The organism is Legionella sp., from assembly GCF_965140895.1.
In the GTDB taxonomy this organism is placed as follows: Bacteria; Pseudomonadota; Gammaproteobacteria; order Legionellales; family Legionellaceae; genus Legionella.
On sequence record NZ_CBCSKT010000088.1, the window covers coordinates 1 to 15,256 of the forward strand.

Below are 15,256 nucleotides of genomic sequence, written 5' to 3' on the forward strand. Positions count from 1 at the left end.
TCGCGATGCAATAGCGGAATTCTTTGATACAAAAATATCAAAAATAGCTCAATCCCTCCGTGGACGCATTAATGATAGTTTTCAGATCATAAACCCAGTACCTTCAAGTTGAATGGGTATATATCGTCCCTATCAGAACAAAGCGAAGAGAATCAGCTTAAGCAAATGACCGATGAAATGGCCATGATTTTTTTAGGGACTACACTAGAACACCTATACAACATACCAACAATAGAACAGCGAAGAAAACACCTTCATTACAAATACTTGCTCAGTGAATTGAAGTATTCTGAACTGTGCAGGAAAAATAATTCGAAGGAAGAATTGTTATTGGCGCAACTTGATCAAGTGTATGAGCAGGCGCTGTTATTAGCCAATAATTATAGTGAGTCTGCACGCAGCCAACATAGCTTGGGTCTACAGGATCTGGAGTTAAGAAGCGTATATCAAAAAACTAATCCTCATGCATCCATTGAAATTATTGCGGAGAAAAACTCAGGAGTAGAGCCTGGTTTTGAGGCCGCCATAGTTGAAGATATTGTTTTTTACCTGGAAACAGCCTTTCCCGAGCGTAATGCACGCTTGAATTATTTCAATCATTATCAAGGGGACTTTAAAAAGCTTTACCAGCAGCACACTGATGATTTACCCAAGTATCTGATTAAACAAGATTATTCATTAAGATCCAGTGGTAAGATAGTTCCTCGAGCAAAGGATTTAAAGCGTACCCAAGTTATAAAAAATGCATATGAGTTTAATAGTATTTTAGGCGCTATTTACCTGAAATCATTTAAATACCATTTAACCGCCACTCCGCAAGAGAAAAATTGTGATGCAGTACTTGAGGTCCTGGCAAATGACATAGCCCGTGCCTCAGGAATGAGTGTGCAGGAACAGACCCTCTATAAAGCTGTCTATGAGGATGACAGTCTTAAGTTGATGTTAAAAGGTAAATGGCTGAAAAATTCTCATACTCTTGCTGGTAGTGCTCAAGGAAGCAACCATAATTATCGCATTACCCCTCTTTTGCAGAAGCCAGATGGCCTTCTCTATATAATCAATGATTCGATTCCTGATTTGGCCTCTTATTATGCTACCTTGTTGGTGCAAGATGATTATGACGCATTTGGATCAAAAGGAAGCAACAAACTGGAAATTAATAATCAGTTATTTGGTATTGATTTTAGACATGCTTATCGTACAGAAAATACCCTCATCAAAAAACTCTTGCCCAATTTACACCTGCCAGCAGATCAACTAAAAAAATATAAAAATTTTTCTATTTGTTATGACGCAAAACGTAGTGAGCTAATGAAAGGCGTACTTATTTATGCCAAATTAGCTGGCCTACCACTCGCGGAACACTTGCTGGATGAATATGGTGATGATTTTAAGATAAAAATAAGCGGCATTAAAACAGGAAGTATTGAGATAATCTTGAAGGAATACATCGATAAATTTGAAGCGCTTGCTGAAAAGGAACCACAATATAAACAGGATTATTTAGCAATCATTGAAAAGATAAAAGATGCAGAAAAAATTGTTCTGGGTTCAATCAAGCAATTGTTGGATAAACTAGGTGATAAAATCCATCTGTCACCAACGCTGCATGATTTACTGGATAATTTGGAAAAAGCGTCAATGGGGCCAGCAGCAACTTCATTGCGCTCTCCAGATAACACCGTATTACTAAACCATATTCGCCATGTGAATGATGCGAATATGGTTTCCTGGTCTGTTAGTCATAATGAACAGGGATATCAGTTTTCGGCTGTTTTCCCTACAGTAAACGAGGCTCAGGAAGCGTTAAGCAGGTTGCAAGAATTTACGGGTAAATCAATAAACTTGGATAAAAAACAACTCAGTTTTTCATGCCCAGATGAGAACCTGGAACATTTATCATCACAATTTGATGAAGAACTCATCAAAGAAAAATTTCACGCAAAAGACTTTAAATATTTGAACATTTTGCGCCAGGAAAAAGCACTTAATGACCTATCACAGATTCTTTGCCCCGAGTTAGAAGGCTTAAGTTTCAATGAGAATGAGGTTCGCTATTCATTAACAATAAAACAGGGTAACCCCTTGTATGCAGATCCACTTTTGAAAACGGTATTTCCACAATACAGTGCATTCGATGATGCAATCGTCATTACGTTTCGGGTTGATGAAATGGCTAGCGTATTGGATAGGCTAATTCCTTTTAGGAGTAAACTGCCATTGGTGCACTCCAATGATGTAAAGGACAATCAACTTAATAAAAAGTCAACAGGTGGAGCCATGCCTAAAAATATCTCTATCGCTCAAACCTCAGAAGTGCAACAACGCTTTTCTCAACTTAGTCCTACAGACATTGAAATGGTTGAGATGCCATGTTCTAGCTCAGCAGAGCAAGATTTTGGTTCAGCAAATCAAGGCTCTAGTTCTACTGATAAACTTGATGCTAAACTTATAGCGCAAATGTTAACTTTTATTCAAAAAGGTGAATTAATAAATTTGAAAACAGTTATACACTCATTGCCGAAGATACCAGTTGATATAATCGATGATGCAACTGGAGATACTCTCTTACATGTTGCTATAAAGGAAGATAAACCTGAAATCGTTAAGTATTTACTTGATATTGTCAATGTAGATCCTTTAATAAAAAACAAGGAAAAAAATACGGCTTTAGTGTTAGCTTTTGCATTGCCAACAACTACATGTTTGGAACTCATCCTTAATAAACTAAAGAGGCACTCCTATCTAAATAAAAATGATCCTGTATATCAAGAGTTGTGCGATGAGATAGATAAAATTGAAAACGTAGATGGTGTAGAAACACCAAGTGTTATTTTTGATCGGTATGGTGAAAAATTGGTGGAAAGAAAGAATATGAACTGGTTTTCAAGATTGTTCTTGGGTTTTAATGCGAACCTGGAACAACGCATTGTTGAGTATGCGGGCTATGTTTATGCATATAAACTCGTACAAACACAATTTGACCCTGCTTATTTGAAAAATGAGGTTCCTATGAATATAGCTCGTGGTTGGTTGGGAAGAAGTGATCTTCACGATAGTCTGGCTAAATATCTGATTAAGCTTTTTTCTATGATGGATTATGAGCAGTTTAAGCAAAGACTGAATGAAGCTATAAAGAAATTTGATAGGCGGATTCTTCAAGTTGAGGAAACAAATCGGCAGATAATTCAGCAGGGTAATTTGCTTAAAGAAGAGATACAGGAACAAAAGCAAGAACTTCAGGAAACAAAACAAGAGCTTCAGGAAACAAAACAAGAAATTCAGGAAACAAAACAAGAAAACCATAAATTAAAAGAAGCACTTAAGGAGCAAGAGGAGAAAACAAAGGCACTTGAAAAGCAAATGGAAGCGCAATCCAGGCAAATGGAAGAGATGCGTAAGATGTTTTCTAGTTTTATGAATAATGAGGGGCATAATCACCAGGGTTCCTCATCGGATAATGGTGAGCCAACTCCGGGTACAGGCCCCAGATTTTTTTAAGTAAGGCAGTGACCATGCACTTTAAAGACGATTTGGAATATTATGGCACTCGATGGAACTATTGGTCTGGACGTATTCAGACCAATAGTTTGCTTATTCAGTCATTGGATATGGATAAGCTGGATAAGGAGGTGAGGCGCTACGATGAGATGCCCTGGTTTAGTTTGGATTTTTTTTCTAAAGCGAAGATGTTTTTCTTCGACAGGATAGGCAAGCAACGAGAGTTTCTCTGTTATGGGTCCATGCTGAGTATCAGCAACCTTCAACGTCCTATTGATGAGGTTCACATGCCGCGGCTTCAGAGAGCCGAGTCATTTCTGGACTACCACAGCAAGCATCTTGGTTTTTTTACGGGGAGGCTGAAACAGGCGGCTCAAAGGTGCTTGGGTTACTGTCGCATACTATCGAGCACGGCACCTCAAACCCCGTCGTCAACGAATAGCGCGGACATTGTTACAGAGGGTTTAACCATGCCGACTCAGGAACAGGGGAACAAGCCATTGCGGAGTAAAGGACATTCAGACGTTTCTGAAGAGGAGGCAATGCCTCTTGCACTTTATCGAGGGCTGGGTACGTCTTCTTCATCAAGGCGAAGTCAGCGTGATGGGACGGAAGGATTTATCAATATTGCTTTTTATGCATCAATAGTCCCTCAGGTTTCAAGAGAATTATTGGTTCAATACCATGCTTTAAGGAGAATAAATAATCGGATTCTTCAAGTTGAGGAAACAAATCGGCAGATAATTCAGCAGGGTAATGTGCTTAAAGAAGAGCTTCAGGAAACAAAACAAGAGCTTCAGGAAACAAAACAAGAAATTCAGGAAACAAAACAAGAAAACCATAAATTAAAAGAAGCACTTAAGGAGCAAGAGGAGAAAACAAAGGCACTTGAAAAGCAAATGGAAGCGCAATCCAGGCAAATGGAAGAGATGCGTAAGATGTTTTCTAGTTTTATGAATAATGAGGGGCATAATCACCAGGGTTCCTCATCGGATAATGGTGAGCCAACTCCGGGTACAGGCCCCAGATTTTTTTAAGTAAGGCAGTGACCATGCACTTTAAAGACGATTTGGAATATTATGGCACTCGATGGGGCTATTGGTCTGGACGTATTCAGACCAATAGTTTGCTTATTCAGTCATCGGACTCATGCAGAGTACAGTAAGTGCAGTAACCAAGATAAACTTAAAAGAGGTGCATTATGACTATGACTGCTCTATCTATTGATTACGTTGATGAGCACACTAATCATCAATTTCATTTACCTCTTTCTGTCTTTAAAAAACCCAAAAGCAGGGAAGACTATTCCAGGTTGGAAAAGATTCTTGACCAGTTGACGGATGAAGTTAAAGATAATGAGACTCATCCATTGGCAATTGCCATGCAAATTATTGGTGCAGTATGATGAGCATCACCCTGATATTGGTGCAAATATTACTGACGTGGAAATGGTGAGATATTTGATGGAATTACACAACCTCCATCAAAAAGATTTGGCTGATATTTTTGGAAGCCAAGCTAACGTATCAAAATTTTTAAATGGAGAAAGGCATCTAGGTTCATCGAAATCCATTTGCATTTTATTGTTGGTTCATTTGCAAAATAATTCAAGCCGAGCCGAATCTGTTTTCAAGCACTAACCAGTAATAGCAAATTACTTTCTCTTTAGATCTCGGTAGAAGTTTTCATGTACACCAAGGGCTAATAACATCTTTAATACTGGATCCCAGTCATAAGCTAAAAGAAATTGTTGATGATTGATTTTAAATTTATAAACATATACTCCAATTAAATCCCCTTTTTTCTCTTCTCCAATTTTAGGATTATTGACGATTGTACGGACTGCCTCGTTAACTATGGATTTATGTGAGGCAGGTAATTTCTTATAGACCTTCTTAAACGCGGGCATTTGCCTTATTTCGATATCACTCACCTTCACCCTCGAATTGAAAAGGCTCAGCTAAAGACTTATCTTGAAGCTTAGAAAGTAAAACATCTTTTATAAACTCAATTGGTAAATCAGGATTATCCAATGCACACTTTCCTAACTTAGCCCAATATTCTATTTGATTCGGAATAGAACGAAATTCTGCAGCGGCAACTTTTTTAGCATCATAATAAATGCTTTCGTCAATTCTTATTGGGATTCCCATTATTTTACCTACAATAGTATTTGTTTGCTACATTTGTAGTATAGCAAATACTCTGGTTTAAATAAAGTTCAAGCAAATAAAACGGGAAATTTTAAAACATTCTTTCAAAATAATTATCCTGTCCTATCTTTTAATAGGAATATGGTTAAGAAACATTAGTTAAGATATCTTTCAAATTACATGAGTAAATGAACTCAACTTGAATTACTGAAAGTAAAAACCTCTTTGAATCACTTTGCTATCAAACAAAAACGATTACTGAAGGCTAATCAAATCATGCTCAATGAGCTACAGTTACTGAGAGCTTCTGCGTAAGGTGAGTAACAAATATGTTCTGTTTTTAATATTTTGTTAATCTTCCATGGTCTATAATTACACACATCGGTTACATTTATCCCTTGTGTGAATTATGCCTATACTCGCAGAACAAGTACTCCATAAAGCGCAATCTGAATTTAAGAAATCAGAAACCGCCAAACACACCGATCTTAAAACAACTAAATTAAAAGCAGATAATAATGGCAATCTAAAAGCTCCATTCCAAAAGCTCATTGATAATTTACAATTAGCAAAATATCCTCATCCTCCATTTACCTGCCAACAACAGACGGTTGAAGTCGAAGGTAGAACTATTCCGGTTACATACATCAAAGCCGATGGACAAATAAATTTATCCAGTGAACAACTGCATCAGGTAAGTGTCAATTCACTTTTATTAAGAAAAGTAGCCTTGGCCGCAACATTAGAAGCCTATGCAACCCAACATGTAACAGGAAAAAACCTGTTAAAAACGATACGTGCCCAAATAGAACAGCTAGTAAACGAGTCGATCCAAGAAGCCATCAAACAAGCAGAAAACTCTAACCAGAAAGTGAATACCTATGATGAAACCAATGAATTCATCAATAAACTAGGCACTATTTTAAATAACAATACCCAGATTAAAAGTCATAATGAAGCTGTTAGAATCATCAAAGGTTATGAGCGTTATGTTCTTTCTGAGATGAATGCTGGAAGAGTTATTATCAATGAAAGCACCGTGGCTACGAGCAAGGGAAAGAAAAACCTTGTCCAAATGGATATTCCTTTGGATGCCCAATTAACTGAAGCACAGAAAAAAGAATATCTACGAGTATTGGATTCTAAAAAACCCGAATGGTTTCAAAAATTAAAACCAGAAGAGCAACGCTGGTATCTGGAGCGAGTGAAGAGGGCGACTCATTCTGCTGATGGATGGACTAAGTTTGCGCAAGAAGTCTATGGAACTTCTGCAATGCAACAAGCGCTTGAAATGAAAAATGCCCGGAAAAATTATTTTTTTATTGATGGAACATTACAGAGCGAAAGCACCAAAAATGCCACACTCAATGCGATTGAAGTCCCCAAAAAAGAACGCCAACAAATAACTATTCAAAATGCAGAGCAATTAATAGAAAACCAGATACAAGGTGCTGAAGAGCGGTTCCGTGCACATTGGGGATTAAGCCCAGATGTCAAATTACCCGGCAGAATCATGATCGCTAGCCAAAGCTTGTTAAGCCCATTATTAGGCCTCGCAGATGACAAAATGATCAATGCGCAAAGAGCGGCCATTGAACTTTTAGCTAAAGATCCTCGATATAAAGATAAATTTCAAATCGTCTTTGGTAATGATGCCGTTAATATTTTCCGCAAAGCTCAAATTATCGATTGGAAATACACCAACGAAGTGATGGATTACACAAGGGCGCTGATGACCAATCTTCAACAAACGGGGGTTGATAGCCATCATCCTCAAATGAAGATAATGACCACAGCCTTAGCCGAATTAGAAGCATTAAAAAAGGCGCCTGATTTAGGCGACCGTAATAAAGCAGCCTTCAAAACAGCGCTTACCTCGATACTTATTGAGGCAGCAGGGGGTAACGTCAGTACCAATTGTAAAAGTGGTAAAGACCGCACCGGGCTTGAAGAGCTTTATCATAATGCTATGTTGACGTACTACAGTTTATATAATGAATTACCCAGCTATGATGATGGCACAGCAAAAAGGGAACAATTCGTTGAAATTTTTTCTCATTTATTCAATACATTAAAGATCCATGAATCGGCCTCTGGAAACACCATTGGTGCCTTTGGTATTAAAGACAGCGCAAAAATGCTTTGTTCCGATATCGCTAAAGCATTAGGCGCTAATTACACCATGAGTAACAGCAGGGCCAATATAAACAAAACCGAAGAAGCCTTGGTCAAAAAGATTCTCAAAAAATTTGACCAAGATAAAACCGTTGTTGAAGCGAATGTATTTACCGATTTTGCCTTGGAAAAACTGCAGCATCGCAAACATGAATTGGAACAAAAATCAGGAAAAAAAGAGAAAATTTCGGTAATGGATCAATTAATTTCTGACATAAAAAAAGGCAATGAGTTGATTCCTGCTTTAAACGAGTTTTTAACTAATGAGAAAAATAAACGTATTTTTTCATCTAAAACAGGGATCGGCCAAGATCAAACCATTAAATTGATTAAAAAAATTATTACCGAATATGAAAACAACACCAAATTAATTGAAGAGAGAACACCATATCAAAAAAGAGAACTCGAATCATCGAAAGATACTAAAAAAGCGCCAGCAATTAATGCAAAACAACAAATACCTCAACCACAACAAGAAATGCCCGCAACTCCAAATCTGCAAAGCGGCGCTCAGACTGCTCGTGCTCAAGGACAGCTCGATTTAGAGAAAGGTCAACTAGTCCAACTCCAAACAGAGTTAGCCAAAGTCAAAGTAGAGATAGAACAAAATAAACGCCAACTTGCTGAAATAAAGAAAAAGCTAAGCTCGGAAAGAAGCGAATTAGCCCGTGCCTCTTTAGCTCTAACTAGAGACAAAGAAACTGCCAATCAGATGGACATAAAATTAACTCAAGAAATTGAACTATTAGATCATCTTCATACAGCACTTCAAGTTCAAAAAAATGAGCTACACCAATTGGAAAGCGCGTTAAATCAAGTTCCATCAATATCTGTGGAACTTGATTCTCAAAAAACTAATCTTGGAGAATTAGTAACAAAACATCAACAAGAAAGTAATAAACTGGAACACCTGACTCAACTGCAACAAGAAAAGAGCACTATTGATGAGTTAAGGAAAGAACACCATAAAGAAGCCGCCGTGTTAAAATCAGATGAAATTTCACTTACAAATCATCAAGATAAAAAACCGTCTTTAGAGTCTAAAAAATCCGAATTAACTGAGGCGCTCAGTGAATTACAAGAAGAAAGTGCGCAAAAAGAGAAAAATAAATCATTTATAGCTAGATTCTTTAATGCCATTACTTCTTTTTTCAAATCTATTTTTGGCTCAGCTTCGAGCAAGACAGAAAATAGCCTTACCATGCAAAAAATAAACGAAATTGAACAATTAAAAACGGAAATTGTTCAATTAGATAACAGAATCGAACAGCAAAAACAAATTGTTCAAAAACAAAAAGTTAAAGTACGTAGTCTAGAAACACGTATCGAAGAGCAAAACAATAAGGTACAGTCGCCCCAAGACAGTGTAAACGTTAATGACGATATAAATAAAGAGATTGAACAACAAACTAAAAAGGTTAAAAAATTAGCAACTGAAATCATGCATACGAAACAAGATATTGAGCAACTAAAAAACGCAGAGGCAAGCAACCACATTAAAGTTCAAGAGCTTACAGGAAATATTAGCCACCAAAGAGAAGTAATCAGCAATACCGAGGTGATGATTGACCAGAAAGAACAAACCATTAAAGAACAACGAGGAGATTTAAACTCGCGATTAAGCTCCATAGGAGAAATGGAACAACAGATTACCAAAAAAGAACAAGCCATAGAAAAAGACAGATTGTCGCTGCATCGGTGTGAAGATGCAATTCACAACAATGGAACAGAACAACGCCAGCTGCAGAATAAAATCGTCAAACAGGAAAAGAAAATCCAACAAGAAGAAAAGCAAACCCAAGTCCACACCAGCAAGAACACTCAACATGCTCATATTGAACGGTCTATGGCCATGAAACAACAGCTTCAAGAATCAAAAATGGTAGAGAACGACGAATTACGAATAAATCAAATTCAAATTGTAGTGAAGTAAATGCAAGTAAGATCAAACAAACCTAGTTGTGAGCGACCAAGTTTTTCTCAAACGGCAACTAAAACGGATTGTGGGCTATTTATTATGCTAGAGGGCGTTAAACACACAATGGATAAGTCTGATTATTTTGATAATCAGACCTGGTTTCTGTATTGGCGGGGCGGATTCAACTCATTAACACAACGTTTAATATTTTTCACCTTTCAATTAGCGTTAGTACCCCAAACTTTTTCTTGGCCGATTTTTCAATTAATCTGCAAGTATTTTTAGAAAGAATTATTTATGCTATCAGTGATCATTATTTGACCGAAAATGGTTTTGTAAATTACAATAGACCCTTTATATTTGATGAAAAGGCTTTTCCATGCAAACCCCTTTAGAACAAGGCATTAATCAAGTCACCTCAAAAACGGAACTACAATTAACCACTGCAAAGACAAAAAACAAAAAAAGAACAAACCATCAACCTGCACTTGACGTGACCCAAAGCGAACCCAGCACAAAAAAAAAGAAAGCTGCCGCGCCACCCACAACCCTAAAAACAACTATTGCTACTTTATTACATAGCTATACAACCAATCTGATTGACTTTAGCATTTTTAAAACAGAAGTATCCAAACTCAAGCAATCACTGCAAGATGCAAATATAAAAATGGATAAATTTATCGAATTAATTTGTCCTCCTTTAAATAATCGTCACATGTCCCAAATCAACAAAGTTCGTGATCGCGAAGGTTATTTGCAATGGACTGTTGATGAAATAGAAGAATATTATACCCAGATTTCTCAAGAAGAACGATTAACTACTGATGGTAGCAACATCATTAACAATATCCTTAACTGTATCGGTTACAAGCAATTAAACTTATTGATAGACAAACCAAAAATTAAACAACAACTTATCAATAATTATGCTTATGAATTTATCTCCTTTTTACAACCATATCTCTCTGTAGTAGAGATTCTAGACCAGTACTTTCCTGGTGAATTAGGGGAACAATTAAAAACAAAGGATATTCGCCCTGAGATTTCGGCTACTTTTTTAGATTGGCTCTATTCTATTGATCCTATTGCAACATTTGATTATTGGAAACAAGGATTTCGTCCCTATTCACAAATCGAATTTAATCAGCATTTTTTTTCTATCACTACAGAGCCTCCTCAATTATTAGCAATCTATCGAGAAATTATTAGTGATGAGTGCTATAGCGAATTATGCTTATTTCCAAGCCAAACCTCGCCATGGCGATTATTCCTTAATAACTCAGTAATTAATCTCGAACTATTCCAACAACTTATCGAAAAAACTAGAAGTAGACCTAATCTACAAGAAATACAAACTGAAATAGATAGGTACTATCATCGCTCTGACCAAGTCCATATTCAAAAAATAATTTACTGTATCTCGCTGCTCTCTGAACCGTTAAATACCCCCGCTAACGTAAGATTTGCCCGTGAGCTTAAGGCCCGATTACCGGTAGAATTACAACCACGAGCGCAATTACCACAAAAATCCCCACCCCAGATTTCTGATGAATGGCTCCAACAAAATCTAATAGCTAATGCTACCGAAGCCGATACATTATTCTTTTGTTTGAGCATCATAATTTTAAAAAACAGACAGTATGACGAATTAACCAAACTATGGGATTTACTCAAGGATAAACAAGGACAACCACAGCAACTGTTTAAAAGTTATTTACTAGCATTTCAACTTACTAATCCTTTATTACCCCGAAATTCGTTAGCCATGATGGTGCCGGGTGCAGCACCGATGTATCCCTTTTTATCCATCTCCGAACGCAGAAATACTGAGCAAAACGGTCGGATTAAGATAAAACAAACGCTTGCCCACTTTGCGGCCCAATTAAGCGCAACAGAACTATCTCAATCCATTGAATTATTGATCAATTTTTCCACTTCGGGGTTGGTTCATCTTGCTAATAAGCATGCTCTCACAGCCCTTCCCAGCACCATCTTAGGCTATTTTGCCCAATTTAATGCTGAATTAATCAATATCATTCCGGATACCGCGCTACTTTCCTCGCAATCTTATTACCCCATCTCACGCATTCTCTATACTTTAGTCGTCAAAATGGAACAAGAGAAAAAGGCTACAACGCCAGGATCGCTCACATCTCTGATTGACGCATACACCCTTTCAGAAAACAGAAAAAAAGAGTGTTTGGGAACACTATTCTCCCAAATAATAATGCATTTTTCGGTAACCCCTAATAGTAAAGGTGTGTGTCAACTGATGGACAAACTCACCAGTCTGGAACCGAGCTGGCTTAATTATTTAGCTCAAGAAGTGCACGTACAAGGACAAAATCGAAACCTATTTACGTCCTATAGCAAACTGTTTTCCTCGCCACAATTAGCCCAACATGCAGCGGAAATATTGGCCTACTTATTAGAAAAAATACGCGATAATGAGCAAGTAATCCTTCCAGAACAGTTTTTAAAAGAAATTGCAGAATGGCAATTGAACTTACAAAAAAAAGCTCAATTAAACGCATCAACCCAAACGATATTAGAAACCATTTATAATCACTGCATTCATAAAACGCAAAATACACCGCAAGAAAAAACCTTTGAAGAAATTCGTACCCAATTGTTAATAAGATTTAATGGTGACCCAGCACAAGAGGCTCAGGCAATTCATAGCAGAGAAAACCATGAGTTTTCTGATCTCATTTATTCCACCTGGATGAGCGCACTAGGAGACACCGAAGTCTTACGTAGGGAAAAAATAACTCAGGGAAAAGCTTTTTTTATACAATTGATTGCGCAAAAAGAAAGCGAGATTGTTGAAAAGCACCTACACGATAAAAATAGAGAATTTTTGTTCAAATTTCCCTCCTTCCTACTTGGAGTCCGAAATACCGGTTTTGATGCGGAATATCAGCCAATTATCGAAGACATTAAACCGTATCAGTTGGTAAGAACCTATATAAAGCAGGTGACAGCACGCTCAAAACAAATAGAAACACCTACTATGAACGCGCAACAACGTCAACGTATAAAGGATGCACAAAAACTAATAAATTTAATTTGTGCAATTACTTATTACGCGCAAGCAGAACAACAGGCGCCGGAGCCATTTAGAATCAACGATAATCAAGAAGCTTTGAACATTTTACTCATTGAGTTAATCGATCAGGCGAGTAATCCTTCCTGTGATCAAGGCCCGTTTATGAGGCTCTTAATTGCTCTAGAACCTACAGCTGAATATCGCTTCCCCTTTCTAACCCGAAGATCCATCCAATTTTATATTAATGACTACATCAATGCCTTCTACGCCCAACAATCAGCGGCAGAAACAAAAAACTTGCTGCAAGAAATTTATGTCAAAATTGAAGACAAAGAAACACTAGCTGACATCGACTATCTACCGGAACATTCTGTTTCCTTCCTGGCCTCTAGATTCCTTGAAGAATACGCATCTAGAATGGGCCATATTACCGCCAAGGAAATTGAACTGCTCTTTTCCATGGAACGCCCAAAGGTATACCATCCATTGCTCGTAACCGCTCTAAACCAATATTATCAAGAGCAGCGCGCAGTGCTACTAAACCCTCCTGCGCTAAACCCTAATCGATTTTTTATGATGCATGATAGCCGAGAGATCGCACGCTCTTCGTCTATAGATATCGATGCGCAACTCGAGAATGAAACACCGACTTCTCCTCAAAAATCATTAAGATAAAAGAAGCAATTCGAACTCCCGCGATCGAGGGCGGGAGTTTATTTTAGCTTAAAAACTGAGAAGATTTTCAAAAAGCCTCTACTTTTAGCGCTTTTAAAATTCTGATCTTCCCTCGAAAAACCGGGCACCAACATTATGCAACCATTTCGAACTCACCAGGGTTCTGAACCCCTAAAGTTGAATGGATTCGTTTGCGATTGAAAAACACTTTAATATAATCGAATAGAGCTACTTGAGCCTCTTTTCTAGTTTTATAAGCCTCACCATAAATGGCCTCAACTTTTAACGTATGATAAAAACTCTCCATAACCGCATAATCGTAACAGTTACCAGCCCCACTCTCAGAAATTATTTTTACCATATCCTATTCACAACTTGATTTTTTACATAGTGCCCTTAATATATCCCGATTAACCAATGAAAATCCATAAAGTTAATAATTCGTTAATCTTTTTTGAGTAAAATATACACTAAAATAAATAATGAGGAAGCTAAATGGGAATTATAGTAAAATTATTTGATATAGATGGCTGTGCTTATCACCTGTACAATCGCGGTGGATACAAAGATCAGCCTCATGAACAATGGCTGCTGCAAAGTAATCAATCCTTACTTCAACAAATATAAGGGTCGCGCTACCTCGTGAAAGATTCCGGGACGTCCCAGTCCCCGAAATCGACTCGCCAACGCGCGAAGCTAAAGGCCCTGGACGTCCTGGTCCCCCTTGATTTTGAGTCCCCTTCGGGACTAAAAATCTGCGCTCCCCAATGACTGACGCCTTTTCGGATGCCTTATATTTTTCCTACGGAAAAACATCCGGCCCTAAGGCTACCAGGGACTACTCGCCCGCGCCTTCGGCTCTCCATGGCTCGCAGCGGAAGAAGAGGTCGAAACGCATGCATATGATAGAGTTGTCCTTGCCTATGGTACTAACCGTCAATCTCACGCGATAGATCGTGTGAATGCAGCTCGAGGGGGGTCTTTAGCACCCGCACTTCCTTTATTTCAAAATTACTTATCACGAAAATTAACTTGTGATGTGGTAATTGAACCCTTCTTGATGGCTGATATTTATGGCGCAGCTAAAACACGACATGGTGTTGATAGACCCATAGATCAACGAAACTGTGCTGCAGGTGATTCTTATAAGAATATTTTACGGGCACAATACCAGCAGAACAAAGATATAGAGCATGCTGAATGGGTATTTGACAACAATAAAGTATCTTTAATTTATGCTCAAGCCCATAGAGTGGCGAGTTTGCATCCCAGTGAAACCAGCATTGTAATCGATTTTTATGATGATAGTGATGGTATATTAAAAAGAGTAGGCAATTTCTTTTCTTCATTTCCCCATCTGTTGCCTCAAAATGTTCAATTAAACATAAAAAAATATAACGGAACATCGTTGCCTGTGCTGCAGAAAGAAATACAAGGATGTGGTGAGGTAGATAGCAAATATGATTGGAGTGTTCGCTTTATGTCTTCAAGATGCTATTATTATGATAGCGGCGCTTCCGAAGACACAAATATAGACACAGCAGAACGCTTGCAAGAATATCATGAACAAGATCATTACCGCAGTCGAGGACATCAGATGGAAATGACTGTCGATAGTATTGACCTAAATTGCAATCAATTTCTAAAAATGCGTTCCGAAGAGATTTCCAAACTGACATCGACGCCCGGTTTAACTACTGCCGCCTATACTGTAGACAGGGCTAATAACCCGCTAGTAAATGGCGCAGGTTAATAATATCCATCAAAATTCCGATTTCCCTGGTC

The 15,256-nt window shown here is 37.8% G+C and carries 11 protein-coding genes and 1 pseudogene; 9 read left to right on the forward strand and 3 right to left on the reverse strand.

All coding sequences use genetic code 11. The features are described 5' to 3' along the window. Nucleotides 1-165: 165 nt before the first annotated feature. The 4 genes from ACQY7T_RS09895 (at nt 166) to ACQY7T_RS09910 (ending at nt 5,141) form a co-directional block, all read left to right on the forward strand. Complete coding sequence (locus tag ACQY7T_RS09895; protein ID WP_428413073.1) at nt 166-3,501, forward strand: hypothetical protein; 3,336 nt, start codon at nt 166-168, stop codon at nt 3,499-3,501. A 14-nt stretch (nt 3,502-3,515) separates the two neighbouring features. Further along, the gene (locus ACQY7T_RS09900; RefSeq protein WP_428413075.1) at nt 3,516-4,538 is read left to right on the forward strand and encodes a coiled-coil domain-containing protein; all 1,023 of its coding nucleotides are present in this window, start codon (nt 3,516-3,518) and stop codon (nt 4,536-4,538) included. Between the two features lie 164 nt (nt 4,539-4,702). Next, nucleotides 4,703-4,906 carry a hypothetical protein gene (locus tag ACQY7T_RS09905; RefSeq protein WP_428413077.1) on the forward strand — a complete coding sequence of 68 codons (204 nt, stop codon included), beginning with the start codon at nt 4,703-4,705 and terminating at the stop codon, nt 4,904-4,906. Next, complete coding sequence (locus ACQY7T_RS09910) at nt 4,896-5,141, forward strand: hypothetical protein (RefSeq protein ID WP_428413079.1); 246 nt, start codon at nt 4,896-4,898, stop codon at nt 5,139-5,141. The genes ACQY7T_RS09905 and ACQY7T_RS09910 overlap by 11 nt, the downstream gene beginning before the upstream one ends. A gap of 14 nt (nt 5,142-5,155) precedes the next feature. Here the strand turns inward: ACQY7T_RS09910 and ACQY7T_RS09915 are convergent, their stop codons facing one another. Together ACQY7T_RS09915 and ACQY7T_RS09920 are read right to left on the reverse strand one after the other, a co-directional pair. Further along, nucleotides 5,156-5,434, reverse strand: a complete 279-nt coding sequence (locus ACQY7T_RS09915) for a type II toxin-antitoxin system RelE/ParE family toxin (protein ID WP_428413081.1) — start codon at nt 5,432-5,434, stop codon at nt 5,156-5,158. After that, nucleotides 5,427-5,654 carry a TA system antitoxin ParD family protein gene (locus tag ACQY7T_RS09920; RefSeq protein WP_428413083.1) on the reverse strand — a complete coding sequence of 76 codons (228 nt, stop codon included), beginning with the start codon at nt 5,652-5,654 and terminating at the stop codon, nt 5,427-5,429. The genes ACQY7T_RS09915 and ACQY7T_RS09920 overlap by 8 nt, the downstream gene beginning before the upstream one ends. 195 nt (nt 5,655-5,849) lie before the next feature. Between ACQY7T_RS09920 and ACQY7T_RS09925 the strand changes: the two are divergent. The 3 genes and pseudogenes from ACQY7T_RS09925 to ACQY7T_RS09935 form a co-directional block, all read left to right on the forward strand. Beyond that, a pseudogene (locus ACQY7T_RS09925) lies at nt 5,850-5,969 on the forward strand (IS701 family transposase); the annotation flags it as partial. A 94-nt stretch (nt 5,970-6,063) separates the two neighbouring features. Next, complete coding sequence (locus ACQY7T_RS09930; protein WP_428413085.1) at nt 6,064-9,762, forward strand: hypothetical protein; 3,699 nt, start codon at nt 6,064-6,066, stop codon at nt 9,760-9,762. Between the two features lie 364 nt (nt 9,763-10,126). Then, nucleotides 10,127-13,471 (forward strand): hypothetical protein, encoded by a 3,345-nt coding sequence (locus tag ACQY7T_RS09935; protein WP_428413087.1) that lies wholly within the window; start codon nt 10,127-10,129, stop codon nt 13,469-13,471. A 133-nt stretch (nt 13,472-13,604) separates the two neighbouring features. Here ACQY7T_RS09935 and ACQY7T_RS09940 read toward each other — a convergent pair whose 3' ends face one another. Next, on the reverse strand, nt 13,605-13,832 hold the full coding sequence (locus ACQY7T_RS09940) for an IS3 family transposase (protein ID WP_428413089.1): 228 nt from the start codon (nt 13,830-13,832) through the stop codon (nt 13,605-13,607). A 134-nt stretch (nt 13,833-13,966) separates the two neighbouring features. Here ACQY7T_RS09940 and ACQY7T_RS09945 point away from each other — a divergent pair, with 134 nt between their 5' ends. Further along, nucleotides 13,967-14,098 (forward strand): hypothetical protein, encoded by a 132-nt coding sequence (locus ACQY7T_RS09945; RefSeq protein ID WP_428413091.1) that lies wholly within the window; start codon nt 13,967-13,969, stop codon nt 14,096-14,098. 331 nt (nt 14,099-14,429) lie between these two features. After that, nucleotides 14,430-15,224, forward strand: a complete 795-nt coding sequence (locus ACQY7T_RS09950) for a hypothetical protein (RefSeq protein ID WP_428413093.1) — start codon at nt 14,430-14,432, stop codon at nt 15,222-15,224. Nucleotides 15,225-15,256 lie beyond the last annotated feature (32 nt).

Coding starts and splice junctions, on each gene's coding strand:
- ACQY7T_RS09940 (WP_428413089.1), bottom strand. CDS start 13,832: ATGGTAAAAATAATTTCTGAGAGTGGGGCTGGTAACTGTTACGATTAT.
- ACQY7T_RS09900 (WP_428413075.1), top strand. CDS start 3,516: ATGCACTTTAAAGACGATTTGGAATATTATGGCACTCGATGGAACTAT.
- ACQY7T_RS09895 (WP_428413073.1), top strand. CDS start 166: ATGACCGATGAAATGGCCATGATTTTTTTAGGGACTACACTAGAACAC.
- ACQY7T_RS09945 (WP_428413091.1), top strand. CDS start 13,967: ATGGGAATTATAGTAAAATTATTTGATATAGATGGCTGTGCTTATCAC.
- ACQY7T_RS09905 (WP_428413077.1), top strand. CDS start 4,703: ATGACTATGACTGCTCTATCTATTGATTACGTTGATGAGCACACTAAT.
- ACQY7T_RS09920 (WP_428413083.1), bottom strand. CDS start 5,654: ATGGGAATCCCAATAAGAATTGACGAAAGCATTTATTATGATGCTAAA.
- ACQY7T_RS09935 (WP_428413087.1), top strand. CDS start 10,127: ATGCAAACCCCTTTAGAACAAGGCATTAATCAAGTCACCTCAAAAACG.
- ACQY7T_RS09930 (WP_428413085.1), top strand. CDS start 6,064: ATGCCTATACTCGCAGAACAAGTACTCCATAAAGCGCAATCTGAATTT.